The organism is Pseudochrobactrum sp. AO18b, assembly GCF_000409565.1.
GTDB lineage: Bacteria > Pseudomonadota > Alphaproteobacteria > Rhizobiales > Rhizobiaceae > Pseudochrobactrum > Pseudochrobactrum saccharolyticum.
Window position 1 is genome coordinate 1 of record NZ_ANNO01000401.1, and the last position, 25,432, is coordinate 25,432.

The window sequence follows — 25,432 nt, forward strand, 5'->3', positions numbered from 1 at the left end:
CGACGGTTCTGCGCACGGCCATCCGGTGTTGCATTGGAAGCAACCGGCTGGGTTGAGCCGAAGCCCATAATCGCAAAACGACGGCCATCGATGCCCTGACCGCTCAGATAATTACCAACGGACATAGCGCGGCGCTGCGACAGATTCTGGTTATGTGAAGCAGAACCGGTTGAATCCGTATGGCCTTTAATATCAACCAGTGTCTTGTCGAATTTACGCAGAACAATCGCCACTGAAGACAGTGTCGAATAGAATTGCGGCATTACAACATCCTGATCGGTGTTAAAGGTAATGCTGGAAGGCATGTTCAGGATAATGCGATCACCGTTACGGGTAACCGATACGCCGGTGCCTTGCAGCTGCGCGCGCAGTTCATTTTCCTGACGATCCATATAGTTACCGATTGCACCGCCACCCAGCGCGCCAAGACCGGCACCGATCAGAACAGCATTACGCTGCGCAGTGCTCGAGCCGCCGACCATCAGACCGCCCAGCGCGCCGACAGCAGCACCGATACCTGCACCGCCGGCGGTGTTGGAGATCTTCTGTTCGCCTGTATAAGGATCTGTTGTACAACCGGCCAGAAAGGTCGCTGCGGTTGCGGCAATAGCAATCTTTTTCAACATGGTTCAATTTTCCTGATTCAAGATGTGCCGCAGGATAACGGCAAATACGGCAGCATGTTGGTTAATTTTGGACGTAAGGTCAAATTCATATCGCGAAAAGCGTGTTTTAAAGTTTCACACTTCAATAAACACGCTTTAAAGCTGATAATTACATCCATAATTGCCCGTAATATTGAGCAACACAGAAGTGCAACCGGAAAATCCGCAAGGATTTTGCTCTTATTTCAAGAATCGCAGCGCTTAGCGGATCGCACGCCCCTCGCCGTCAAAGCGATGGATTTTATCGCTCTCCGGCGTCGCATAAATCACAGTTCCCGGCTCCACGCGATACTGGCCAAAGATACGCACTGTCAGCAGCCCTGCTGTCTCCGTATCCAGATAGACATTGGTATCAGCACCAAGTTGCTCAACATGAACGACAGAGCCTTTCCACTGACCTGAATTGCTGTCCAGCGTAATATGCTCCGGCCGGATACCGATGCGCTTTGCCTGATCGTCATTCAGCGCAGTAGCATCAACGAAGTTCATTTTCGGAGAACCGATAAAGCCTGCGACAAACTCATTATCCGGTGCATTATAGAGATCCATCGGTGCACCGACCTGCTCAATCTTACCGGCATTCAGCACGACAATCCGGTCTGCCAGCGTCATCGCTTCCACCTGATCATGAGTCACATAAATCATGGTTGCAGACAGCTGGCGATGCAGCTTGGCGATTTCCAGACGCGTATTCACACGCAATGCCGCATCAAGGTTGGAAAGCGGCTCATCAAACAGAAACAGTTTCGGCTCGCGTACCAGCGCACGGCCAATCGCCACACGCTGACGCTGACCACCGGAAAGTTCGGCCGGACGGCGCTGCAAATAGCTCTCAAGCGAAAGCATGCCGGAAGCCTGCGTAACCCGTCCACTGATTTCAGCTGCCGGTTTGCCAGCCTGTTTAAGACCAAGCCCCATATTGGCTTCAACCGTCAAATGCGGATAGAGCGCATAGCTCTGAAACACCATGGCAATACCGCGCTTGGCAGGCGGCGTCTGATTGACCACCTGGTCGTCAATACGCACTTCACCGGAATTGGCATCCTCCAGCCCCGCAATAATACGCAGCAGTGTGGATTTTCCGCAGCCAGACGGTCCGACGAAAACGACCAGTTCCCCGTCCCGCACATCCAGATCGATACCTTTGATAATATCGACCTGACCATATGATTTACGGATATTATTGAGTTTCAGAGTTCCCAAAGTCGTTTTCCTGTCAGAATGTTTTCAAGGCCAAAGCTACGCAATGCAAATCGCAGGCTGTTTTACAATTTCACAGCCAGACCGCTGCGCACGCTTTCATCCGCGGCAAGACAAATACGCAAAGACTGCACCGCATCATCCATATGGCGAGTCAGGTCAATATTCCCGGTGATCGCTTTCAGCATGAAAGCCTGCTCGCGGTCACACAATTCCTGATGATCCGGCTCACCCTGCATAGATAAAAGCTCGTCCTGCTTTTTGAACTTGCCCTCTGCATCAGTTTCAGCCTGATGCACGCGGATTACAGAGGTTTTGGTGTGGGTATTGATATCGGCAGAGCTTGCGCCCTCTTCCATCACAATGGACACACAGCCCTTTGGCGAGATCACATCCTTCACGAAGAAAGCTGTTTCCGACATCATCGGCCCCCAGCCTGCTTCATACCAGCCTACTGAGCCGTCCGCGAACAGCACCTGCAAATGGCCGTAATTATACATGCCTTCCGCAACTTCATCGCTCAAACGCACGCCCATGCCGCGCACTTCTACAGCCTTGGCATCGGTGATCTGGCACATCACATCCAGATAATGCACACCGCAATCAACAATCGGCGATGTGGTTTTCATCAGCTGTTTATGCGTCTGCCAATGGGCACCGCTGGACTGCTGGTTCAAATTCATACGGAAAACATATGGCCCGCCGAGATTGCGCGCTTCTTCAATCAGGCGTACCCATGACGGATGATGGCGCAGAATATAGCCGATCACCAGCTGGCGGCCTGTCTCTTTGGCTTTTGCAACTACACGCTCCGCATCAGCCACGGTTGTCGCCAATGGCTTTTCAACGAAAACGTCACTGCCGGCTTCCATTGCCATAATCGCATAATCAGCATGGCTGTCCGAATAGGTCGCCACGCAGACCAGATCAGGCTTCAGCTGCTGCAATGCCTCTTCATAGGAAGTCAGCAGCGGATAGGAGCGCAGTTCCTCTGGCAGATTAACGCTTGAACGATTGACCAGACCGACAATCTCAAAGCCCGGATTTTTATGATAGGCCAGCGCATGGCTTAAGCCCATATTCCCCAGACCGGCGACCATTACGCGCAGTTTTTTTGCCCCGACTTCACTCATTTGACTGCTCCTGCGGTAATGCCGCGAATTAACTGACGGGAGAATATGAAATACAGGATCAGTACCGGCAGGATTGCCAGCGACAGCGCGGCCAGAACCGCATTCCAGTTGGTTACATATTGCCCGATAAACATCTGTGCGCCCAGCGTAACAGTTTTGGTTTCCTCAGACGGCGCAAGGATCAGCGGGAACCAGAGATCATTCCAGATCGGGATCATCGTAAACACCGCAACAGTTGCCATAGCCGGACGCACCAGCGGCAGCACGAGGCGGAAGAAAATACGATATTCACTCAGACCATCCATACGGCCGGCATCTTTGAGGTCTTTCGACACCTGCCCCATAAATTCAGACAGGATGAAAATCGCCAGCGGCAGTCCCTGCGCCGTATAAACAAGGATCAGCGATGTCAGCGTATTCACCAGACCACTGGCAACCATCAGTTCCAGAATGGAAACTGTGCCAAGGCGGATCGGGATCATAATACCCAGCGCCAGATAAAGCCCCATCAGCGTATTGCCGCGAAAGCGATATTCCGACAGTGCGAAGGCGGCCATTGCCCCGAAAATCAGCACCAGCGCAATCGCCACCACGGTAACAATCATACTATTCTGGAAATAAAGGAAAAAATTCCCCTGCGACGTGACTGTCTGATAGCCGATCAGACTGAATGTTTCCGAATTCGGCAATGACAAAGGCGAGCGAAAGATTGCCGCCTTGGTCTTGAAGGAATTGATGATGATAATCACCACCGGAAACAGGGCGATCAGCGTATAGAGGATAAGGATCGCATGGGCGGCGATACTGCGTACCGGAGACTGTGTTGCGCGGCTCATATTAATATCCTCAGAACTGGTAGCGACGCAGACGTCGCTGAATACCGAACAGATAGACACAGACGCCGATCAGAATGATGAAGAACATCAGCGAGGCGATCGTTGCACCCATATTCTTGTCGCCAACCTGAAGCTGGAAACCGAAGAAGGTGCGGAACATGAATGTGCCGAGAATATCGGTGGAATAATTAGGCCCTGCCAGTGCACCCTGCGCCGAATAGATCAGATCGAACGCATTGAAATTGCCGACAAAGGTCAGAATGGAGATAATCCCGATGGATGGCAGGATCAGCGGCAGCTTGATCTTCCAGAACTGTGATGCGCCGGTAATCCCGTCGCATTCCGCAGCTTCAATAATCTCATCAGGAATAGACAGCAGCGCCGCATAGATCAGCATCATAGGAATACCGATAAACTGCCAGACCGAAATCAGGCCAAGTGCTGTCAGCGCATATTCTTTCTGGCCGAGCCATGGTGCGAACAGGCTCTTCAGCCCCACCAGATCCAGCATATTCGGTGCCACGCCCCAAAGCGGTGACAGGATCAGCTTCCACACGAAGCCGACAATCACAAAGGACAGAATGGTCGGAATGAAAATCGCGGAGCGGTAGAAAGCGGCAAAGCGCAGTTTCGGATGGCTGAGCAATGCGGCAAGCAAAATACCGATCGGGTTCTGCACCACCATATGGATGATAAAGAACCACATATTATTGCCCAGCGCGTTCCAGAAACTCGCCGACCAGCGCTCATCACCGAGCAATGTGCGGAAATTATCCAGACCGACAAAAAAGCTTTCCTGATTTTCAACGCGGAACAGCGACAATTGCATGGTTCCGAAAAGCGGCAGGATCATAATAGCCGTATAAACCAGCACCGCCGGTGCCAGAAAAACCGCTATATGCCAGCGGAAAGGCGGTTTGCTTGTCGAATTTCGCGCCATACCGGTCGTAAGCTTTCAAACAGGGCATTTCCGGCAGAGCAACTTTAGTCTTGTGCCGGAACATGCATAAAAAACAGGTAACAATAATAACACGGCAAAAAAGCCATCCGCCTGCCCCCGCACCACATCTTCATCAGACAATGGCACGGGTTGCGGCGAATGGCTTCAATTCATGTTATTTCGCAGGCTTGTACCAGCTGTCGAGGCCTTTTTGCAGCTTTTCGCCGGCCTGTTCAGGTGTCACTGTACCATTGATAACATTTGCGGATTCAATCCAGGTTTCGTTTTCCAGATTTGGTGTACCGCGTGAGAGGATCTGGTAGGTCGAACGGATGGTCGACTTACAATCCTTACGCCAGCCAACCATTTCCGCAGCCAGCGGGTCTTCCAGCTTGATTTCGTTGGAAGACAGGCTGAAGAAGCCCGGCAGCGCATTCGCATAAATGGTTGCGAATTCATCCGATGCCACCCAGTTCAGGAACTTGGCAGCCGCTTCCGGATTTTTGGTCTTGGCATTCATGCCGATACCCAGATCGTTGTGATCGGAGATATAGCAGGTGTCGCCGTCTTTACGAACCGGAGGCGGAAACGCGCCCATTTTGAAATCAACCTGCGGGTTGAAAACGCTGATTTCCCATGAACCGGTCGGATAGATTGCGGCGCGGCCGAGGGTGAACAGGTTCTGGCTGTCCGGATAGGTCTGTGCTTCGAAACCGTCGCCCAGATAATCTTTCCATTTTGCAAGGGTCTTATAAGGGTCAACCCAGTCCGCATCGGTCAGCTTCTGTGTACCGGCGATCAGAGCCTTACGACCTTCCTCACCCTTCCAATATGTCGGGCCGATATTCTGGTAGCCCATCGTTGCGGCTTCCCAAAGATCTTTGGTGCCCATAGCCATCGGAATATAATTGCCGTCAGCTTTGATCTTGTCGAGCGCTGCGAAGAATTCTTCTTCAGTCTTAGGAACGCTGACTCCTACTTTTTCAAAGGCATCTTTGTTATAGATGAAGCCATGAATAACCGAGGCAACCGGCACGCAGAAAGATGTCTTACCGTCATCGGTCTGCCATGCGGATTTTGCCACATCGCTGAAATTCTTCATACCATCGAGATCGTTGAGCGAAGACAGCTGGCCTTTTTCATAAAGCGCCAGTGACTTGTCGAACGGACGGCAGGTAATGATGTCACCGGCAGTACCGGCATCAAGCTTGGCACCCAGCGCCGCATCATATTCGGTTGGTGTAGAAGGATTGAAGGTAACTTTAATACCCGGATTAGCTGCCTCAAAAGCCGGAATGAGCTTTTCCTGCCAGATCGGCAGATCATCATTACGCCAGCTTTCAATGGTCAGTGTTACATCCTGCGCCGAAGCACCCGATACAGCACCCAATACGGAAGCACCAAGAACACTTGATGCCAGCAAAGCGGAACTGAAGTTTTTAAAGTTCATTTTACTCTCCCCGCGCGCACTCATTCAGAGGCGTCATTGAAATATGTTTGTTTCTGTTCTCAGAGCACTTCCGATTTTCCGGATAGTCACTTTCAGATTTACCGTTGCAAAAAGCTGCACCGGTTGTTCATTATCAGCTGCCAATTCCGGCATACGGACAAAAAATCATGTCCCTCAGCCTCAGAACAGAACCATTGATTGCAGAAAGAAAAACTTCGGGAATTTTCATGATGCAGGTTGCGGTATATTCCTCAAAATACCCCGTCCGGCACTCACAGCTCCCTTAAGACCTCTTCTCCCGTCTGTCCTCACACAGAGTAATGCGTAAATATCTTTTCCTGTCCAGCAAAAGCAAAGATTTTATCACCATTACTTGCATTCTCGGGCAGTCGTCTTATTCAAACAGCAATATTGGTTCTATTTTTTTCGACCATATGGATCATCATAAAAGACCATCCTTGAATACCAATTCGCGTAACCGGAGTGAAAGCTGAGTGATGCGACTCGCAAAAGCATTTGGCGGGCAATTAACTGGCCTTGCGGATAATTTAAAACGGTTTAAATGAAAATATTCTCGGAATTGGCAATTTGTGTTACCTGCAATAAAACCCGTATCAGAAACGGGCAGAGAATCGGGAGCATAATGTGGCGGATTATATTCTTGGCATAGACGGTGGCGGCACCGGATGCCGTGCAGCAATTGCAGATACAACAGGTAAAGTCTTGGGTACCGGTCAGGCAGGCCCTGCCAATATCATGACTGATATGGATATATCTGTGGTAAATATTCTTGCGGCTACCGATGCCGCACTGCTTGCTGCCGAATTGCCGGTAAAATCCTATAGCCGCATTACTGCCTGCCTCGGTCTGGCAGGTGCCAATGTTTCCGGCGTTGCCGAACAATTGCAGCAAGCCCTGCCCTTTGCCAGAAGCAGCGTGGTCTCCGACGGTATTATCGCGTTACAGGGCGCTATCGGCGATCAGGACGGCGTTGTGGTTATCCTCGGCACCGGCTCTGTTTATATTTCCCGCCGCAATCATACTGTCACTATGAAAGGTGGCTGGGGCTTCAAAGTCAGTGATCTTGGCGGCGGTGCACGCCTTGGCCAGAAGCTTCTGGAAGAATCCCTGCTGGCCTATGACGGTATTTATCAGCGCACACCGCTCAGCAATGCGCTGCTTGATCATTTTGACAATGAACCGCATGCCATTGTGCGCTTCGCGCATGATGCACGCCCGAATGATTTTGGCCGTTTTGCGCCGATGGTTTTTGAATATGCTGCGCAAAATGACCCGCTGGCAGAAAAAATTCTCAAACAATCGGTCGAGACGATTGAAGCCGCTCTCGACGTATCCATGAGTGACGATCAGCCGGTTCTGTCTCTGATCGGCGGTCTCGGTGCGCTTTACGGCCCGCGTTTGTCTGCACGCTATCAGCCGCGTCTGCGCGCACCAGAAGCCGATGCCCTGACCGGTGCAGTTGCTCTCGCGGCCAAATTGAACAGCAAAGCCGCTGCGCTCTGATGACCCGTATCAATTGTATACCACCGCAGGAACTGACCGGTCCGCATCTGGTGGCTGAATATCGTGAGCTGCCGCGGATTTTCACACTTGCCCGTGCAGCCATTGAGCGCGGAGAAAAGCCGGATGATCCGCGCAATCCGCGCAGCTACACTTTGGGCAAAGGCCATGTACGGTTCTTCTATCCGCGTCTGGGCTTTCTCGTGCAACGGCAACAGGCATTGATTGATGAAATGCTGCGCCGCGGCTATCAGCCGTCTTACCAATCGACAGCACATCTTATTGAAGGCATTCCGCAACACTGGTGTGCTGACTGGCAGCCGGATGAAGCAGCAATCACCATCAACAAAGCACGGATTGCTGAGCGACTGAACAAACCTAATTCAAAAGATTAAAATATTATCATATCTTATTGATATAAATAAAAAACTCCGCATTCATCATGCGGAGTTTTTGTATTCTATAAAGCTGAAATCAGCACTCAACCACATTCACGGCAAGCCCGCCGAGACTGGTTTCCTTATAGCGCTCATTCATATCCACGCCGGTCTGGCGCATGGTTTCGATACAAGCATCCAGCGGCACGAAATGCGTACCATCGCCCTTCACGGCCAATGATGCACCGGTCACAGCCTTTACCGCACCCAGCGCATTACGCTCGATGCAAGGCACCTGCACCAGTCCGGCAATCGGATCGCAGGTCATGCCCAGATGATGTTCCAGTGCGATCTCAGCCGCATTCTCAATCTGCTCAGGTGTTCCGCCCAGCACAGCAGCGAGCCCTGCGGCAGCCATAGCCGAAGCCGAGCCGACCTCACCCTGACAGCCAACCTCAGCGCCGGAAATCGACGCATTGTGTTTGATAATGCCGCCAACGGCTGAAGAGGTCAGCAGAAAGTCACGAATGCCCTTCTGGTCAGCGTCATCATGGAAATGCAGATAATAGCGCATGACAGCAGGCACAACACCAGCTGCACCATTGGTCGGCGCAGTAACAACACGGCCACCGGCAGCGTTCTCTTCATTTACCGCCATCGCATAGACGGACAGCCAGTCATTAGCGAGCAGCGGATTATGACGGTTCTGACGCCATTCTTCATTGAGCCGGTCATGCAGCTGCTTGGCACGACGGCGCACCTTCAACCCGCCCGGCATAATGCCTTCCTGTGTCAGCCCGCGCTCAATACAACTGCGCATAGCATCCCAGATTTTATCCAGCCCCGCATCCAGCTCTTCACGGCTCATGCGGGTTTCTTCATTGGCGCGTTTCATTTCCGCAATGGAAAGACCGCTTGCCGCCGACATTTGCAGCATCTCTTTCGCCGTGGAGAAAGGATAAGGCACATTATCGTCAACCTGCTTCTTGCCGCCGCTTACACGCGTTGCATTCAGCTCTTCTTCGGTGACAATAAAGCCGCCGCCGATCGAATAATAAACGCGGCGCAGCAAAACACGGTCGTCACGATCCAGCGCTTCAAAAGCCAGACCATTGGCATGCCCCGGCAAAGCCACTTTACGATCCATTACCAGATCGGCTTTGGGGTCAAAATCATAGGCGGGATGACCGCTCGGGCGAATTTTGTGCTCTTCATTCACTTTGGCCAGCAGATCGTCCATTTTATCCGGATCAATATTGGCCGGCAAAAACCCGCAAAGGCCGAGAATAACCGCCCGATCCGTTGCATGACCGATACCGGTAAAAGCCAGCGAACCATGCAGATAGGCTTTGATACGTGTCACTTTCGCATTATGCGGACGTGGCCACTCGCCGTCTTTCAGCTCTTTCAGAAACTGATGCCCTGCCGTCATCGGCCCCATTGTATGGGAGCTGGACGGCCCGATGCCAATTTTAAACAGATCAAAAACTGACAGGAACATAGAAGATACCGTTCTTTCATTTCCAGAGCATATCGCAGTTAAATGGACTCATTTAGCGTCCGCGAATATGCGACAAAGCAAAGAATCCAGAGCGAGCGCTATGATCCAATCCGGACGTAAACCGCTCTAAAAGTGCAGGCAAATCACCGCCCGCAAACTCCCTCATCTCAAGCCCTATATAACCCGTTATGCGGTTCTGTAAAACCGGATCAGATAAGTGTCTCATTTAATATGGTGGCAACATGCGCGGATTGCACCAAAAAACAGCAAGAAAGCGACAATGTTTGAAATATCGCCTTTTGAAAAAGCAGGCTCCAGAGCATTTCACAGTCAAGTTGGATCAACTTGACGCTCTTAAATTCGCCAAGTTGGATCAACTTGACGGCTGTGATAATGCGGCAAATTAAAGAATCTAGAGCGAGCACTGTGATCCAATCTGGACGTAAACCGCTCCAGCAAAACCGGCAGCACAATAAAAAATCACCGGGCTTTGAAAGCACCGGTGATCTGAACGCTCTGAAATTTCTTTTGAATATCCGTAATTACACGGAGAACAAATAGGTCAACAAAATTACAGCGGCCAATCCAATAACTGCCCAAAGGGTTACACCCCAGCAGGACTTCTGAACTGTTTCATCCATGGAATATTTTACTCGTTTCCGGTATTTCATTCATGAGAACATGCACCGCACTCATTGCTATGCCTGTCCTTTATTTATAATCCAAAGCCGGTTCACAAGCAATCTGCAATTGCGACGAAACCATGACATAGCAGCTATGCAAATTTACCATGATAGAAATTACCATTTAAATTCAATTATCTAATTGTAAAACCTCATCTTGTCATATTTACCATTTCGGCCAAATTCTGTCTGAACTACATGTAATAACCACACATTAAAGCCAGTTACCCTCCGTTACCGCACCAGTCTGACCACCAAATCACGACAAATCTCCTGTCATCTGTCAGCTTGTCACCGGCATGAACTCATTATAGCTATAGGCAATCAAATCCGTACAAACGCCTCAGCTGAAAGTCTGCAATGAATCCGGCCAGCACTGCTCTTAACGCTGTAACACCCATGAAATCCGGTTCACGTCTCGGACGACTGGATATTGCCCGCGGGCTGGCACTGATTGCCATGGCGATCTATCATTTCGGCTGGGATCTGGAATTTTTCGGCTATCTGGTGCAGGGCAGCGCCAGTCAGGGCTGGTGGCGGATTTTTGCCCGCTGCATTGCTTCCAGCTTTCTGTTTCTGGTCGGTTTCAGTCTGGTGCTTGCCCATGGCCGCGCCATTCGCTGGCAGCCATTTTTCAAACGTCTGGCGCAAGTGGTTATTGCCGCCGCCGCAATCAGCCTGCTGACATGGTTTTTCATGCCGCAAGGCTTTATCTTCTTCGGCATTCTGCATCAGATCGCACTGGCAAGCCTGCTCGGCCTGTTATTCCTGCGCATGCCCGTATGGATCACTGTTGCACTGGCCGCAGCAATCATAGCAACACCGGTTTATTTCCGCGCAGAAATTTTTGACCATCCGGCACTGTGGTGGGTTGGCCTTTCGACCGTCAATCCGATTTCCAACGATTATGTGCCGCTGTTTCCGTGGTTTGGTGCAGTGCTGCTCGGCATTGCGGCGGCGCGTATCATGCAGTCAACCGGTTTGCTGCGCTTGCTGCAAGGCGGGATCAAACCGCAATGGCTGGAACGCCTGCTCATCTTTATCGGCCGTCACAGCCTGATCTTTTATCTGGTGCATCAACCTATCCTGATCGGTCTGCTCTACGGGTTTTCGGCAATCCTCCCGCCATCACCGGCAATTCAGGCTGCCAATTTTATCCAGCAATGCACTGTTCAGTGCAGTGCCGACAGTGACCCGCAACTATGCCGGATCTATTGCGGCTGTATGCTGGAAAATATCCAGAGCAACCAGCTGACCAATCTCTTGAAAAGCAGCACCACAACAGATGAAGAGCGCGAAAAACTCAGCACATTCTCCGCACAATGTGTCGCTAAAACGCAAGAAGGGCAGCCTGTTCAATAAGAATAGACTGCCCTTCCGATTAATTAATCGCGCTGTCAGGTACGCACACCCAGCTCGGCCATGCGTCCGATGCAGGCTTCTTCAACCTGATCCAACTCGCTCAATGTCTCGTCAATATCGCGACGTTTCTGGCGCAAATCCTCGCGCTTTTCTTCAACGCGCTTAATGAGCAGGCGCAGCTGACCGGCCTCACCCGGCGGTTCGCGATACATCTGGATAATTTCGTGAATTTCAGCAATCGAAAAGCCGAGCCGTTTGCCACGCATAATCTGTTTAAGCAAATGCCGGTCTGAAGGACGGAAAAGACGTGTCCGACCACGACGCAGAGGATGAATTAACCCCTCGTCTTCATAAAAGCGCAGAGTTCGTGTGGAAATCCCAAACTCCCTCGTCAGCTCCGTAATCGAATAATATTCACGCATTCAGTCCACCAACTTGTTTTCTTCTCTTTGTGACATCGCATTTACGTAAAAGTCAATATTTCATTCGCAATTGCTTGATAGTCATTGCCGGATTATTTTTGCCGGATTGTTTTTGGGAGTACCCGAAAAACAATCCGGCCTGTAAAAATCTCATTTTTGCTGTAAATCGCGAAAATCCCCGCTCACAAAGCAAAATATCATTCAATATTAAATAATAAAAAATACGCAACAAAAAATCGCATAAGGCGCATATTACGCAACTTTAAAACGCATGGGATTTAAGAGAACGAGAAGCCGAACCACCAGGTCGCCAGACCGAGAAAGGCAAGAAAGCCGATCACATCCGTCACAGTGGTCACAAAAACCGCAGATGCAATGGCCGGATCCGCACCCAGACGGTGCAACAGCAGCGGAATGAGAATTCCGCCCAAGGCTGCCGCCAGCATATTGATAATCATTGCACTGCCGATAATGCCGCCGAGATGCCAGTTATCAAACCAATAACCCGCAACTGTACCGATCATAATTGCAAACATCATGCCGTTAAGCAGCCCGATCAGCGCCTCACGGCGGATAACGCGTGCCGCATTGTGAATATCAATATTACGGGTGGCAATCGCACGCACAGTCACGGTCATGGTCTGGGTTGCCGCATTACCGCCCATTGAGGCAACAATCGGCATCAGCACCGCCAGCGCCACCATCTGCTGAATAGTGCCGTCAAACAGACCAATCACTGAGGCAGACAGAAAAGCCGTAAACAGATTGACGAACAGCCACGGCGAGCGCGAGCGGGCAATAGTCATGAAGCTGTCGGACAGTTCTTCATCACCCACACCACCGAGACGCATGATGTCTTCTTCGGCTTCTTCCTGAATAACATCTACCACATCGTCAATCGTCAGCACGCCGACGAGACGTTCATTCTCATCGAGAACAGCAGTGGACAGCAGGTTATATTGTTCAAAAATCTGTGCGGCTTCTTCCTGATCCATCGTCGCGGGAATAGCGTGGCGTGCCTCAACCATCAGGTCTTCCACACGCACAACGCGCTGCACACGCAACAGGCGGTCAAGATCAATTGTGCCGAGCAGATGAAAAGCCGGATCGATTACAAAAACCTGCGAGAACCTGTCCGGCAGGTCGTTGTCTTCACGCATATAGTCAATCGTCTGTCCGATCGTCCAGAATGGCGGCACGGCGACAAATTCCGTCTGCATACGGCGCCCTGCACTGTCTTCCGGATATTCCAGCGCACGACGCAACCGGATACGCTCGGTAAATGGCAGCTTGGCCAGAATCTCGTCCTGATCCTGCTGGTCCATATCCTCAAGAATATAAACCGCATCATCGGAATCGAGTTCCTGCACACCCTCGGCAATCTGCTCGTTGGGCATGGCATCCACGATCTCAAGACGGATCGCTTCATCAACCTCGGTCAGCGCCTCAAAGTCGAATTCTTCGCCGAGCAATTCTACCAGCGACTGACGCTCAGTGGCATCCAGCGCTTCAAGCAGATGGCCAAGTTCTGAAGGGTGCAGATCGCGCACTTCATCACGCAGAAGATCGGCATCGCGCGCTTCAAGCGCAGCCTCAATACGGGTTACAAGCGCCTCACTGACAGAACCGTCCTCATCATACACATCGTCGCGGATATGTTTTTCGGAATCAATGTTTTGGGACGGGTCAGTGTGCTGCATATGAACCGTTTCAGTGAGAGAGCAGAAAATGGACGGGAAAGAACGCAATCAGGAAAACAGCGTCTAACAGAACTGTATATCCGTTTTGTGTCGTATCTGTGCAATGCGCACAGCAACTCTATAAAAAGCCATACGCATAATAACAAGGTACTGCACCGCAGCAAAGCACCGGAAAAATGACTTATCATCGCTGATATGTCCGATGTGCAACACAGCTGAAATACGGGCAAAAGGCGCTGATCCATAAATCTGCTCTGTAAAGCTGTCATAATTCATTCAAGCGTAGTCTAGAGCGGTTTGCGTTCAGATAGGACCATAGCGTCCGCTCTAGGTTTTTTATTTGGTTGCATTTTCACAGCCGTCAAGTTGACCCAACTTGGCGAATTTAAGAGCGTCAAGTTGACCCAACTTGACTGGGAAATGCTCTAGCCCTCAATCCCCCTCCGTGCTAAGGCGGCAGACAGAAGCCTTCCGAACCCGCTCCAGACAGGTTTACGATGAGAAAAGCAGTCATTGCATTGATCGGCATTGGTGGTGTGGTCGCAGCATCCTGCGCTGGCACCTATTTCTATACAATGTCTGCCGGACAGCAGTCTCTGAAACAGCTTGCTCAGGAAGGCGGGTTTTGTAAAGACACCCGTCAGACAGATTGCGCAGACGGCGTAGAATATGCCAAATCCTATCTCTCGACGGAGTTCGGCCTTTCTCCGCGTGGCGTGCAATGGTGCATCGGCGTCGATGAAATCGCCGGCCGTGATTTCCTTCTCGGCGAGACTGTCAAAACGCTGTTTACCGAAATGCTGTATCTTCCCTGCAATGAGGATGAAACCCAGCAGCTACCGACTGACGAGGAATAAATGCGCCGTTTTCCTGTATTGCCTGTTCTTGCCTGGTTGATGCTGGCCTTGCTTCTTGCAGTCACCATTAGCCCGATTGGCTTTCGCCCGCATATTCCGGGTTATGTGACTGCCGAGCGTTTTACAATGCTGCTGGTAATTGGCCTGCTGTTTTGTCTGGCCTATCCGAAGCGCTGGGCGCTGGTTCTGATTATGCTGATTTCTGCTGCCGGCTTGTTTGAACTGATGCAGCGCCTGACGCCCGACAGACATGGCGAAATCTCGGATTTCATTGTCAAATCCGCTGGTGCTATTGCCGGTGTTACACTCGGAAAAATCATTCTTTTCTGGAAACAATCTTTAAAATAATCAATTAGATATTTCATCTTCTTTATAAAATGGAAAAGGCCGGTTTTCACCGGCCTTCATTATATTTTGTATATGCATCGGGGATCAATTCCCGTTACCTTTTCAGGCAACAAAATCACACCCGTTGCGTTTTACGCAACAAAGTCACTTTGCGTGCCGTGTGCTTCAATCGCCTGCGAGAGACGCAACAGCGCATGAACATAAGCGGCGGTGCGCATGGTTACGCCTTTGTCCTTGGCAACATTCCAGATAGCGCGACCTTCCCGCTCCATAATCACGCGTAAGCGCGAATGGATTTCTTCCAGCTCCCAATAATAGCACTGGCGGTTCTGCACCCACTCAAAATAGGAAACGGTCACGCCACCGGCATTAGCCAGAATATCCGGCAGGATTGTTACGCCCATTTTTTCCAGAATAGCATCGGCTTCGGGTGTCACAGGACCATTGGCCAGCTCCACAATCAGCTTGGCTTTCACAGAACCGGCATTGCGTGCATGGATCATATCTTCCATCGCCGCAGGAACCAGCACATCACAGGCAACGCCGACCAGATCTTCCGCTGCCAGTGCCTCATGACCGCCATGCCCTACTGTTGCCAGAACCGAGCGGCCATTCTGCTTCGCATGGATCAGCGCCGCAACATCCAGACCGGATGCACAATAAACCGCGCCCTCAGAATCCGACACCGCAACAATCTTATGACCATCACTGGTCATCAGCTTGGCCATATGCTGACCGGCATTACCAAAGCCCTGAATGGTGACATGCAATTCTTCTGACAGCCCGAGATCGGCAGCCAGATGGCGCACCAGATAGAAACCGCCGCGTGCCGTTGCATCATCACGACCAAGCGAGCCGCCGAGCGCAATCGGCTTACCGGTAATCACCGCAGGCGATGACTGGCCGACAATCTGCGAATATTCGTCGGCCATCCAGCCCATAATCATCGAATTGGTGTAAACATCCGGTGCCGGAATATCGCGGTCAGGCCCCAGTATACGGGCAAAAGCCTGAATATAAGCGCGTGACAACCGTTCCAGTTCTGCCTTGGAGAGTTTACGCGGATCAACCTGAATAGCGCCCTTGCCGCCGCCATAAGGCAGATTCATCACCGCGCATTTAAAAGTCATCCAGAAAGCCAGTGTTTCCACTTCTTCAGCTGTTGATTCAGGATGATAACGGATGCCGCCTTTTGTCGGGCCGCGTGTATCATCATAGCGGCAACGCCATGCAATAAAGGATTTTCGTGATCCGTCATCCATACGGATCATCAGTCGCACCTTGGTAGTCTCTCGGGCAAATTTCAGCTTTTCGATAACATCCGCGTCAATATCCAGATGGCTGGCGGCTTCATCAAGACGAACAAGTGCATTTTCGAGAGGATTATCCTGCGACATCGAAATTTCCCTTTCTTGCGATTGCAGCATGAAAAATTACGTTTTGCATAACTTTTGCCAGCCATTCGCGCAATAAAAATATGGCAGCCATACTGACATTATGCAAAATCAGCACAATATCAGACCGTAAGCACATGATTAATGCGACATGCGCTGACGCGGAAATGTATATTAGAAAAATAATCTGACGCCGTGTCCGCACAAATCCCTGACGGCGCATATTTTCACCATTTGATTCGTATCAGCGGGATTTCAGTTCTATGTCCTGCCAATGATTTTTACGTATCAATGCGCAATTCAATGCAATTCATAACTATATATCCATATAAACAAATCTTTATATCATTATTGACATTCAGTTTTTGATGAGGCAGTCTCTCTATATCGTGGTTCTTCCTGCAATTGCGCAATCCTCCCAAACCTTTGCCCGATTGTATGAAAGCTAAGAGGGAATGCGGGGCGGCCAACAAATCGGCTTTCAGGCAACTGAAATGGCGGTATTTTGGGAAGACCGGAAGCGAAGGATGACCCGCAAGCCAGGAGACCTGCCCGGTACATCTTTAAGAGACAAAAAGGGCTACGCCTTCTGCCCGCAACAACAATTTGCCAGCATTCGTCGGGGTATTGAAATGACCGTTACTACAGCCAATCTCGGTTTTCCGCGTATCGGAAAACAGCGTGAACTCAAATTCGCTCTTGAATCCTACTGGGCAGGCAAATCCTCACAGCAAGACCTGCTTGCCACTGCCAAATCCTTGCGCGCCGCCAACTGGAAACTGCAGCAGGAAAAAGGCATTAAGAACATTCCGTCCAATGACTTCTCCCTCTATGACCATGTGCTTGATCTGGCTGTAACGCTCGGCGTTATTCCGGCAGTCTATGGCTGGAAAAGCGGCAAGGTTGATCTGGACACCTATTTCGCACTGGCACGCGGGGGTAAGGTCATTATACCGATAGAACTGGCAAGCTGCAGCTGCGGCCGTGATCACGGCAACGGCGCCTCCGGTAATGGCGTACCCGCGCTGGAAATGACCAAATGGTTCGACACCAATTACCATTACATGGTGCCGGAATTCAGCGCCGGCCAGACATTCACCCTGACCGACAATAAAGCGCTCAACGAATTCAATGAAGCCAAAGAACTTGGCATTCACACCCGCCCTGTTCTGCTCGGGCCAGTGTCATTCCTCAAGCTCGGCAAATCCAACGATGCCAATTTTGATCTGAACAAGACACTGGAAGCCCTGCTGCCGGTCTATACGGAAATTCTTGTCCAGCTTCATGCCGCAGGCGCTGACTGGGTGCAGATTGACGAGCCGGTTCTGAGCCTTGATCTTGATGCCCGCGACCATGACGCTATCCGCACGACCTATGAGTTTCTGGCGGAAAAACTGCCGGAACTGAAAATCCTGCTGGCCAATTATTTCGGCTCCTATGGCGACAATCTGCTGACCGCAATCACACTGCCGGTTGCCGGTTTGCATATTGATCTGGTTCGCGCACCACAGGATCTTGATGCCGCTGCTAAAATCGCCCGCCCCGATCTGGTGCTCTCACTCGGCGTAATCGACGGCCGCAATATCTGGCGAGCTGATCTGCGTGCCATTGCCGGACGTGTAAAATCAGTCATTGCCAAGCGTGGCACCGATACTGTGCAGATTGCATCATCCTGCTCGCTGCTGCATGTGCCGATTGATCTGGCATCGGAGAAGAAACTCGATGCGGAAATCCGTCAATCGCTGGCTTTTGCCGCGCAGAAACTGGAAGAACTGTCTGTGCTCGGCACAGTTCTTGGTGACAAGCCGGAAACAGCAGAACCCGCTTTAAAGGCCTCGGATGAAGCTATTGCCGCCCGCAAGGCCTCAGCCAAGGTCAACAATAAGGCAGTGCAGGCACGCGTTGCAGCGACTACCGATGCGCAGTCGCATCGCAAAAGCCCGTTTGATACACGCGTCAAATTGCAGGCAGATCATTTGAAACTGCCGCTTTACCCGACAACAACCATCGGCTCTTTCCCGCAGACAACAGAGGTTCGTCAGGCACGTTCGCGCTTTACTAAAGGCGAATTGTCTGCTGCCGACTATCAAAACTTCCTCGAGCAGGAAACCGAAACAGCAATCCGCTGGCAGGAGGAAATCGGCATTGACGTTCTGGTTCACGGTGAATTTGAGCGCAATGACATGGTGCAATATTTCGGCGAACAGCTCGACGGCTATGCCTTCACCCAATCCGGCTGGGTACAGAGCTACGGTTCGCGCTATGTGCGCCCTCCGGTAATCTATGGTGATGTTTCCCGTCCGGTTGCCATGACTGTCGAATGGGCAAAATTCGCCCAAAGCAAAACCGATAAACCAATGAAAGGTATGCTCACCGGCCCTGTCACCATGCTGCAATGGTCTTTTGTGCGCGATGATCTGCCACGTTCCGAGGTTTGCCGTCAGATTGCTCTGGCATTGCGTGATGAAGTGACCGATCTGGAAGCCGCAGGTATCAGCATTATCCAGATTGATGAACCGGCTCTGCGTGAAGGTTTGCCGCTGCGTAAAAGCGACTGGGCTGCCTATCTGGAATGGGCTGTAACAGCGTTCCGTCTCAGTGCCGCAGGTGTGAACGATGAAACCCAGATCCACACCCATATGTGCTATTCGGAATTCAACGACATTATGCCTGCGATTGCAGCACTAGATGCTGATGTGATTTCGATTGAAACCTCACGTTCCAAAATGGAACTGCTGAGCGCTTTCTCCGAACAGGGCTATCCGAACGAAATTGGTCCGGGTGTCTATGACATTCACTCGCCACGTATTCCTGATGTGGAAGAAATGGTCGATCTGATTGAAAAAGCAGCGCAGAAACTCAAGGCGCAGCAGATTTGGGTCAATCCGGATTGCGGTTTGAAAACCCGTGGCTGGGCAGAAACCAAACCGGCTCTTGTCAATCTGGTTGAAGCTGCCCGCCAGTTGCGCGCCGCTGCCTGACAATAAAGACAAGCAGCACAAACAAGATAAATGTCGTGACAGTCCCCACTGTCACGGCTTTTTCATTATGTGACAAATACGGATTGAATATTGAAAAACAATAAGATGGAATATCTTCCTGATATAACGGGTCAAAAACCGGCATCACTATGCCGTCACCAAACCTTGTGTAATGGCCTTATGCGCCGTAAAAGCGCGAAAGATAGAGCATGGCGCAGCTAAATGGACTCATTTAGCGTCCGCGAACATGCGACAATTAAATGTATCTAGAGCGAGCACTGTGATCCAATCTGGACGTAAACCGCTCTAGTGTTTAAATACCGGATAAGGACATGCCTTCTGCAATCCGACAAAGGCATGCAAGGACAAATCCATGACAGCGCCCCTGAATGATGACCAGAAAATCCAACCATCTGATGAGATGATTTATGGTCAGGATGTGCCTCTGATTTCACGTCTCGTGACCGTTGTTTTCCCCGGAGACACCAACCATCACGGCACATTATTCGGCGGTGCAGGTTTTGCGCTGATGGATCGCGTGGCGTTCATTGCTGCCACCCGTCACGGACGTGTGCCTTTCGTCACCGCCTCTTGCGAACGTATTGATTATACTGCGCCGGTCAAGCTCGGGCAGATTGTTGAACTGACGGCCAGAGTTATCCGTGTCGGCCGCACCTCGCTTTCGGTTGAAGTGGAAATGGTGGCTGAGAATATGATCGGCGGCGAGCGTGTGCTGTGTACCCGCGGACTGTTCCACATGGTTGCCAAAACAGAACTGACAAAAGACAAAGCATGGAGCCTGCCGCCTATGCCGAAGACAGTAACGGCAGAGACTATTGATGACCAGCCGACACTTTTACGTATGTCGGATGTGGTATTTGCGGATCAGGCCAATTCCTATGGCACCATGTTCGGTGGCGAGGCTATGGCTGAAATGAGCAAAAGTGCTTTCATTGCCGCTACCCGTTATTGCCGCCTGCCAACCGTGCTGGCTTCTTCCCGCAGAATGGATTTCAAATATCCGGTGCGTGTGGGTTCTATTCTTGAACTCGTGTCGAAAGTCATCAAATCCGGCCGCAGCTCTGTCGTTGTTTCCACCGAACTCTGGTCGGAAGATCTGATGAGCGGCGAACGTCTGATGACTGCAAAAGGTGAATTCACCATGGTAGCGGTGGATGAAAGCGGCCATCCGGTGCCGGTATTGGCTGAAGAAGGCTCACGCCCTTAACTGCATCAATTCATGCCGGCAAAATCGTGTAATTTTGCCGGCGCATCCGGCCATTTAACCGCCAATTGCACTACAAATACAACAACTTACAAAAAACACTTTTATTCAAATCATATTTTGTATATTTCTCAAAGCCATAATATTTCATACTAAAGTGCATTTAATTTCAGAATACTTATTGAATATCATAAAATAAATTTTGAGGCCATTATGCATCAATTCATTAAAGCCACAGCATTATTACTCTTCCTCACCCCTTCCGCGCAGGCGCAATCTATCTGGCACGGCAATCATATTCCAATTACATTCCAGCAGGAAGAAAAACCGGAAATTTTTACAGCGCCGGACTATAAACCCGGTGTCATTCGCCACATTGTCCTGTTTCGCTACAGGCCTGATGTAAGTGATGCACAACGCATGGCCGTTTTACTGCGTTTTCGGAATATGAAGCACACAGCAAGGCGCAATGGTGAACCTTATATTGTTTCCATTCATGCGGGCAGACAAAACAGTTTTGAAAATCTTGCTCAGGGTTTCGATCAGGCATTTATTGTCAAATTCCGCTCTGAAGGTGACCGGAACTATTATGTCGGCACACCGGCCGTGATCGATCCGGCCTTTTACGATCCGGAACATCAGAAGTTCAAAGAATTTGTTGCGCCGCTATTGGCTGATCGGGGCTCGCTGGTCTTTGATTTTGTCTCCGACAAATAATCCACGCCCCAATACAAAAAGGCGGCAGCTTTTTGCTACCGCCTTATTCTGTATAGCAACTCACACTGTCAGGCTGTGCCTTTAAGCGCCTGATTAAGCAGCTTCAACGCGCCGTCTTTTGTCAGTTCAACCGGATTGCCACCGGCTGTCGGATCAACAATGGCCATTTCCGCAATCATATCCTTGCGGGCGTCATCCATTTCCAGACCCTTGATAAACTCCGGCAGACTGTCCGGCACATTCAGCTCTTTGCGCAGCTTCATCACTGCTGCAACGAAGCCGTCAAAGCCACCTGCAATGCCAAGATAATCAGCCAACCGTCCGATACGGGTTTCAATCGCCGCACGGTTATGATGCAGCACATAAGGCATAAAGACCGCATTGGTCATGCCATGATGCGTATCATAAAGCGCGCCGATCGGATGCGACAGCGAATGGATAGCGCCAAGCCCCTTCTGGAAAGCTGTTGCGCCCATTGCCGCCGCAGCCATCATATTGGCACGCGCTGTAATATCGCGACCATTCGCATAGGCGACCGGCAGATTTTCAAACACCAGCCGGATACCTTCCAGCGCGATACCATCCGCCATCGGGTGATAACCCGGTGCACAATAGGCCTCCAAGCAATGCGCTAGCGCATCCAGTCCTGTGCCAGCGGTGATGAAAGGCGGCATGCCAACGGAAAGCTCAGGATCAGCAATCACTGTCACCGGCAGCATTTTCGGATGGAAAATCACTTTTTTGGTGTGTGTTGCCTCATTGGTCAGCACACCGGCTCGACCAACTTCCGAGCCTGTTCCTGCCGTTGTCGGCACAGCAATCACCGGTGCAATCACCGCGCTGTCTGCACGTGTCCACCAATCGCCGATATCTTCAAAATCCCAGACCGGACGTGTCTGCTTGGCCTGAAATGCAATCAGTTTACCAAGGTCAAGTGCCGAGCCGCCGCCGAATGCAATCACACCATCATGATTACCGTCATTATAGACTTTAACACCGGCTGTCAGATTGCTCTCGACCGGATTAGGCTTCACTTCAGTAAAAGTGCCGTATTTTACACCGGCTTCATCCAGCACTGCCAATGTCGATGCCACAACCGGCAATCTCGCCAGTCCCGGATCGGTGACGAAGAGCGGATTGCTGATGCCGGCAGCTTTCAGCACTGCAGGCAGTTCTTTAATACGACCAGCACCGAACAGCACAGTGGTCGGGAAATTCCATTTTGAGATCAATGTTGTCATTGCATTTGCTTTCACATCAAAATTCAAAGGCGGATCAGATTTTTTCACGCAGGTGATAGGATTTCGGACGGGTGAGATTGCCGTAACCGATAGAAGACAGCGAAGCGCCCTTGCCCGTATCTTTAACACCGGTCCAGACCAGTCCCGGATCGAGATAGTCACAGCGGTTCATAAACACGGTGCCGGTTTCAATCTGATCGGCAATATTGGCCGCGCGATCCGTGTCCGGTGTCCAGAGTGATGCTGTCAGCCCGAAATTGCTGTCATTCATCAGCGCAACAGCTTCTTCATCGCTGCGCACTTTCATGATGCCGACAATCGGCCCGAAGCTTTCTTCGCGCATCACGCTCATCTGATGATCGACATTGGTCAGTACTTCAGGCGCGATATAAGGTGAACCGGCGCGGTCATTCTCAACCTGCATATTAATATGGGCTTTTGCCCCCTTACGCAGTGCTTCCGCCTTCTGCTCACGGATCAGATCGGCAAAACGCGCATGTGCCATCGGCCCCAATGTTGAGGATGCATCCAACGGATTGCCCACCACATATTGGCTGGTCAGATCAACGAAACCGTCAACGAATTTGTCATAGACCGCCTCATGCACATAGATGCGCTCAATACCGCAGCAGCACTGGCCGGAATTGAAAAATGCACCATCCACGAGATTGGCAACAGCATGCTCGACATTAACATCCGGCAGCACATAGGCTGGATCTTTACCGCCAAGCTCCAGCCCGATGCTCATGAAGGTACCGGCAGCAGCTTTTTCAATCGCACGACCACCACCGACTGAACCGGTGAAATTCACATGGTCAATCGTGCCTGAGGCAAGCAACGCCTCCGTAGTTGCATGTCCCAGCACCACATTGCTGAACACGCCTTTTGGCAAACCAGCAATTTCAAACGCTTTGGCAAAGCGCTCACCGGCGAGCAGTGTCTGTGTGGCGTGTTTGAGAATAACCGTATTCCCAGCCATCAGCGCCGGAATAATCGTGTTCACCGCTGTCAGATACGGATAATTCCACGGTGCAATCACCATCACCACGCCAAGTGGCACATGTTTCACATAGCGGCGGAACCCGTCTTTCTCTTCCGGCACCAGAGGCTTAAGCGCCTCTTCCGCTATATTAATCATATATTGGCCGCGTTCCTGCACGCCGCCATTTTCTCCGCCATAACGTACCGGGCGCCCCATCTGCCAGGCGATCTCCGGCACCAGCTCGTCATTCATTGCGGCCAGAGCAGCGAGTGCCGCCGAGCAGTATCCTGCGCGTTCAGCAATGCTCAGCGCTGCCCAGCCTGCCTGCGCCTGTCTGGCAGCAGACACAACGGCTTGCACCTGCCCCAGATCGAGGCAGGCACGCTCCGCATAAACAGAACCGTCAATCGGAGAAATCAGTCTCGCCACTTCGCTCATGGCTTCATTCCTTTTATAATTCTTAAATCAATAGCGCTCGAAACCACGATGCAGCTCCCAGTCAGTGACACGGCGGTCATATTCAACCTGTTCCCAATCAGCCGTATGAACGTAATGATTAAGAACCTTCTCGCCCAAAGCCTCTTTCAGGAATTCAGAATTCTTCAGCGTTTCAATGGCATCGCGCAGGGTGTATGGAATTTCTTGCAGCTTCACTGCCGCATAGGCATCACCGACAAACGGCTCCTCCAGTTCCAGCTTCTCATCAATACCGCGTAAGCCAGCAGCGATCAGCGCGGCAAAAGCCAGATAAGGGTTGAGATCAGAACCGCCGATACGACATTCAATACGAATACCTTTGGTACCTTCGCCGCAAAGGCGGAAACCGGCTGTGCGGTTATCCCGACTCCATGTGATCTTGGTCGGAGCGAAAGTGCCCGCCTGAAAACGCTTGTAAGAATTGACATAAGGCGCGAGGAAATAGGTATAATCCGCGGCATATTTCAGCTGTCCGGCCACCCATGAGCGCATCAGCGGCGACATGGTATAAGGCGCATCAGGATCATAAAACAGTGACTTGCTGCCATCCAGACTCCACAGGGAATTATGCACATGGCTGGAGCTTCCGGCTTTGCAATAATCATATTTCGCCATGAAGGTGATGCATTTGCCCTGCGCCTCGGCAATTTCCTTCATCGCATTTTTCATGATGACATGGCGATCGGCCATATCCAGTCCTTCGGCATAGCGAACATTAAGTTCCTGCTGACCGGAACCTGCCTCGCCTTTTGAATTCTCAATCGGAATACCGGCTTTGGCGAGATGATTACGCATCGCACGCAGCACTGGTTCTTCCTTGCTGGTCAGATGGATCATATAATCCTGAATATACGGAGAGGATGTATCCATATGTTTCCAGTATTTATCGCGCGCAGATTTATAAGTCTCATCAAAGAGATAGAATTCAAGCTCTGAGGCAAAATAGGCGCGGTAACCGCGCTCTTTCAGCCGTGCCAGCTGTTTCTTCAGCATTGCACGTGGCGAATGTGCGAGATCGGAATGATCGTGATGGTCGAGCACATCGCATAATACCAGAGCGGTTTTCTCCAGCCATGGCGCAATCCGCAGCGTGGACATATCCGGCTTGATGACAAAATCGCCATAGCCCTGATCCCAGCTGGCAGCCTCATATCCGGCAACCGGTTCCATATCGATATCATCGGCCAGCAAATAACTGCAACCATGGGTTTCATCATAGGCAGATTCAACAAAAAACTGCGCATAGAAACGCTTGCCAACCAGTCGTCCCTGCATATCTGTCAGGCAGACAAGCACGGTATCAATCTCATCATTCGCGACCGCTTTTTTCAGCGCATCAAAAGTCAGGTTTCCGGTCATTTACAACTCCGTGCTTCATCGGCATTTTATTAGAATGGAGTGTCGCCGCCCCTCCGGCGGC

At 51.0% G+C, this 25,432-nt stretch carries 21 protein-coding genes and 1 riboswitch; of the genes, 8 read left to right on the plus strand and 13 right to left on the minus strand.

Features of this window, described 5'->3' with window-relative positions; all coding sequences use genetic code 11:
• The 6 genes from A918_RS0115390 to A918_RS0115415 all read right to left on the minus strand — a co-directional run.
• The coding region (locus A918_RS0115390) for an OmpA family protein (RefSeq protein WP_022711918.1) at positions 1 to 626 on the minus strand (626 nt) is incomplete at its 3' end.
• 240 nt (positions 627 to 866) lie between these two features.
• Positions 867 to 1,868, minus strand: a complete 1,002-nt coding sequence (locus A918_RS0115395; RefSeq protein ID WP_022711919.1) for an ABC transporter ATP-binding protein — start codon at positions 1,866 to 1,868, stop codon at positions 867 to 869.
• Between the two features lie 62 nt (positions 1,869 to 1,930).
• On the minus strand, positions 1,931 to 2,998 hold the full coding sequence (locus A918_RS0115400) for a Gfo/Idh/MocA family protein (RefSeq protein ID WP_022711920.1): 1,068 nt from the start codon (positions 2,996 to 2,998) through the stop codon (positions 1,931 to 1,933).
• Complete coding sequence (locus A918_RS0115405) at positions 2,995 to 3,834, minus strand: carbohydrate ABC transporter permease (RefSeq protein WP_022711921.1); 840 nt, start codon at positions 3,832 to 3,834, stop codon at positions 2,995 to 2,997. The genes A918_RS0115400 and A918_RS0115405 overlap by 4 nt, the downstream gene beginning before the upstream one ends.
• Positions 3,835 to 3,844: 10 nt before the next feature.
• Positions 3,845 to 4,774 carry a carbohydrate ABC transporter permease gene (locus tag A918_RS0115410; protein WP_022711922.1) on the minus strand — a complete coding sequence of 310 codons (930 nt, stop codon included), beginning with the start codon at positions 4,772 to 4,774 and terminating at the stop codon, positions 3,845 to 3,847.
• 175 nt (positions 4,775 to 4,949) lie between these two features.
• Positions 4,950 to 6,224 (minus strand): ABC transporter substrate-binding protein, encoded by a 1,275-nt coding sequence (locus A918_RS0115415; RefSeq protein WP_033316183.1) that lies wholly within the window; start codon positions 6,222 to 6,224, stop codon positions 4,950 to 4,952.
• A gap of 645 nt (positions 6,225 to 6,869) precedes the next feature.
• Between A918_RS0115415 and A918_RS20725 the strand changes: the two genes are divergently transcribed.
• Complete coding sequence (locus tag A918_RS20725) at positions 6,870 to 7,748, plus strand: BadF/BadG/BcrA/BcrD ATPase family protein (RefSeq protein WP_022711925.1); 879 nt, start codon at positions 6,870 to 6,872, stop codon at positions 7,746 to 7,748.
• The gene (locus A918_RS0115430; RefSeq protein ID WP_022711926.1) at positions 7,748 to 8,140 is read left to right on the plus strand and encodes a pyrimidine dimer DNA glycosylase/endonuclease V; all 393 of its coding nucleotides are present in this window, start codon (positions 7,748 to 7,750) and stop codon (positions 8,138 to 8,140) included. Before A918_RS20725 ends, A918_RS0115430 begins: the two co-directional genes overlap by 1 nt.
• A 79-nt stretch (positions 8,141 to 8,219) precedes the next feature.
• Here the strand turns inward: A918_RS0115430 and A918_RS0115435 are convergent, their stop codons facing one another.
• Complete coding sequence (locus tag A918_RS0115435; protein ID WP_022711927.1) at positions 8,220 to 9,623, minus strand: L-serine ammonia-lyase; 1,404 nt, start codon at positions 9,621 to 9,623, stop codon at positions 8,220 to 8,222.
• A gap of 1,082 nt (positions 9,624 to 10,705) precedes the next feature.
• Between A918_RS0115435 and A918_RS20730 the strand changes: the two genes are divergently transcribed.
• Positions 10,706 to 11,668 (plus strand): DUF1624 domain-containing protein, encoded by a 963-nt coding sequence (locus A918_RS20730; protein ID WP_022711930.1) that lies wholly within the window; start codon positions 10,706 to 10,708, stop codon positions 11,666 to 11,668.
• A 35-nt stretch (positions 11,669 to 11,703) separates the two neighbouring features.
• Here the strand turns inward: A918_RS20730 and A918_RS0115455 are convergent, their stop codons facing one another.
• Together A918_RS0115455 and mgtE are read right to left on the minus strand one after the other, a co-directional pair.
• The gene (locus tag A918_RS0115455; RefSeq protein WP_022711931.1) at positions 11,704 to 12,090 is read right to left on the minus strand and encodes a MerR family DNA-binding transcriptional regulator; all 387 of its coding nucleotides are present in this window, start codon (positions 12,088 to 12,090) and stop codon (positions 11,704 to 11,706) included.
• 278 nt (positions 12,091 to 12,368) lie between these two features.
• Positions 12,369 to 13,790, minus strand: a complete 1,422-nt coding sequence (gene mgtE, locus A918_RS0115460; protein ID WP_051139068.1) for a magnesium transporter — start codon at positions 13,788 to 13,790, stop codon at positions 12,369 to 12,371.
• A gap of 497 nt (positions 13,791 to 14,287) precedes the next feature.
• Between mgtE and A918_RS20735 the strand changes: the two genes are divergently transcribed.
• Both A918_RS20735 and A918_RS0115475 read left to right on the plus strand, forming a co-directional pair.
• Positions 14,288 to 14,647, plus strand: coding sequence for a hypothetical protein (locus A918_RS20735; RefSeq protein ID WP_022711934.1), 360 nt, complete (start codon positions 14,288 to 14,290; stop codon positions 14,645 to 14,647).
• Positions 14,648 to 14,995: a VanZ family protein gene (locus tag A918_RS0115475; protein ID WP_022711935.1), complete on the plus strand. Its 348-nt coding sequence runs from the start codon at positions 14,648 to 14,650 to the stop codon at positions 14,993 to 14,995.
• A 131-nt stretch (positions 14,996 to 15,126) separates the two neighbouring features.
• On the opposite strand, the gene A918_RS0115480 is transcribed toward A918_RS0115475, so the two are convergent.
• Positions 15,127 to 16,392: a Glu/Leu/Phe/Val dehydrogenase gene (locus A918_RS0115480; protein WP_022711936.1), complete on the minus strand. Its 1,266-nt coding sequence runs from the start codon at positions 16,390 to 16,392 to the stop codon at positions 15,127 to 15,129.
• A 370-nt stretch (positions 16,393 to 16,762) separates the two neighbouring features.
• A riboswitch (cobalamin riboswitch) is annotated at positions 16,763 to 16,960 on the plus strand.
• A 61-nt stretch (positions 16,961 to 17,021) separates the two neighbouring features.
• On the opposite strand from A918_RS0115480, the gene metE reads away from it, so the two are divergent.
• The 3 genes from metE to A918_RS20740 all read left to right on the plus strand — a co-directional run bounded on the left by metE (position 17,022) and on the right by A918_RS20740 (position 21,312).
• Complete coding sequence (gene metE / locus A918_RS0115490; protein WP_028233871.1) at positions 17,022 to 19,370, plus strand: 5-methyltetrahydropteroyltriglutamate--homocysteine S-methyltransferase; 2,349 nt, start codon at positions 17,022 to 17,024, stop codon at positions 19,368 to 19,370.
• Positions 19,371 to 19,743: 373 nt separating this feature from the next.
• Entirely contained in the window at positions 19,744 to 20,598 is an 855-nt protein-coding gene (locus A918_RS0115495) for an acyl-CoA thioesterase (protein WP_022711939.1), read from the plus strand.
• Positions 20,599 to 20,808: 210 nt separating this feature from the next.
• Positions 20,809 to 21,312 (plus strand): Dabb family protein, encoded by a 504-nt coding sequence (locus A918_RS20740; protein WP_022711940.1) that lies wholly within the window; start codon positions 20,809 to 20,811, stop codon positions 21,310 to 21,312.
• Between the two features lie 68 nt (positions 21,313 to 21,380).
• On the opposite strand, the gene A918_RS0115505 is transcribed toward A918_RS20740, so the two are convergent.
• The 3 genes from A918_RS0115505 to A918_RS0115515 are packed head-to-tail and all read right to left on the minus strand — an operon-like array spanning position 21,381 to position 25,371.
• A complete protein-coding gene (locus A918_RS0115505; protein ID WP_028233873.1) occupies positions 21,381 to 22,553 on the minus strand; it encodes an iron-containing alcohol dehydrogenase in 1,173 nt (390 codons plus the stop codon).
• Between the two features lie 34 nt (positions 22,554 to 22,587).
• Positions 22,588 to 23,973: an aldehyde dehydrogenase family protein gene (locus A918_RS0115510; protein ID WP_022711942.1), complete on the minus strand. Its 1,386-nt coding sequence runs from the start codon at positions 23,971 to 23,973 to the stop codon at positions 22,588 to 22,590.
• Between the two features lie 27 nt (positions 23,974 to 24,000).
• Complete coding sequence (locus A918_RS0115515) at positions 24,001 to 25,371, minus strand: glutamine synthetase family protein (RefSeq protein WP_022711943.1); 1,371 nt, start codon at positions 25,369 to 25,371, stop codon at positions 24,001 to 24,003.
• Between the last annotated feature and the right edge of the window lie 61 nt (positions 25,372 to 25,432).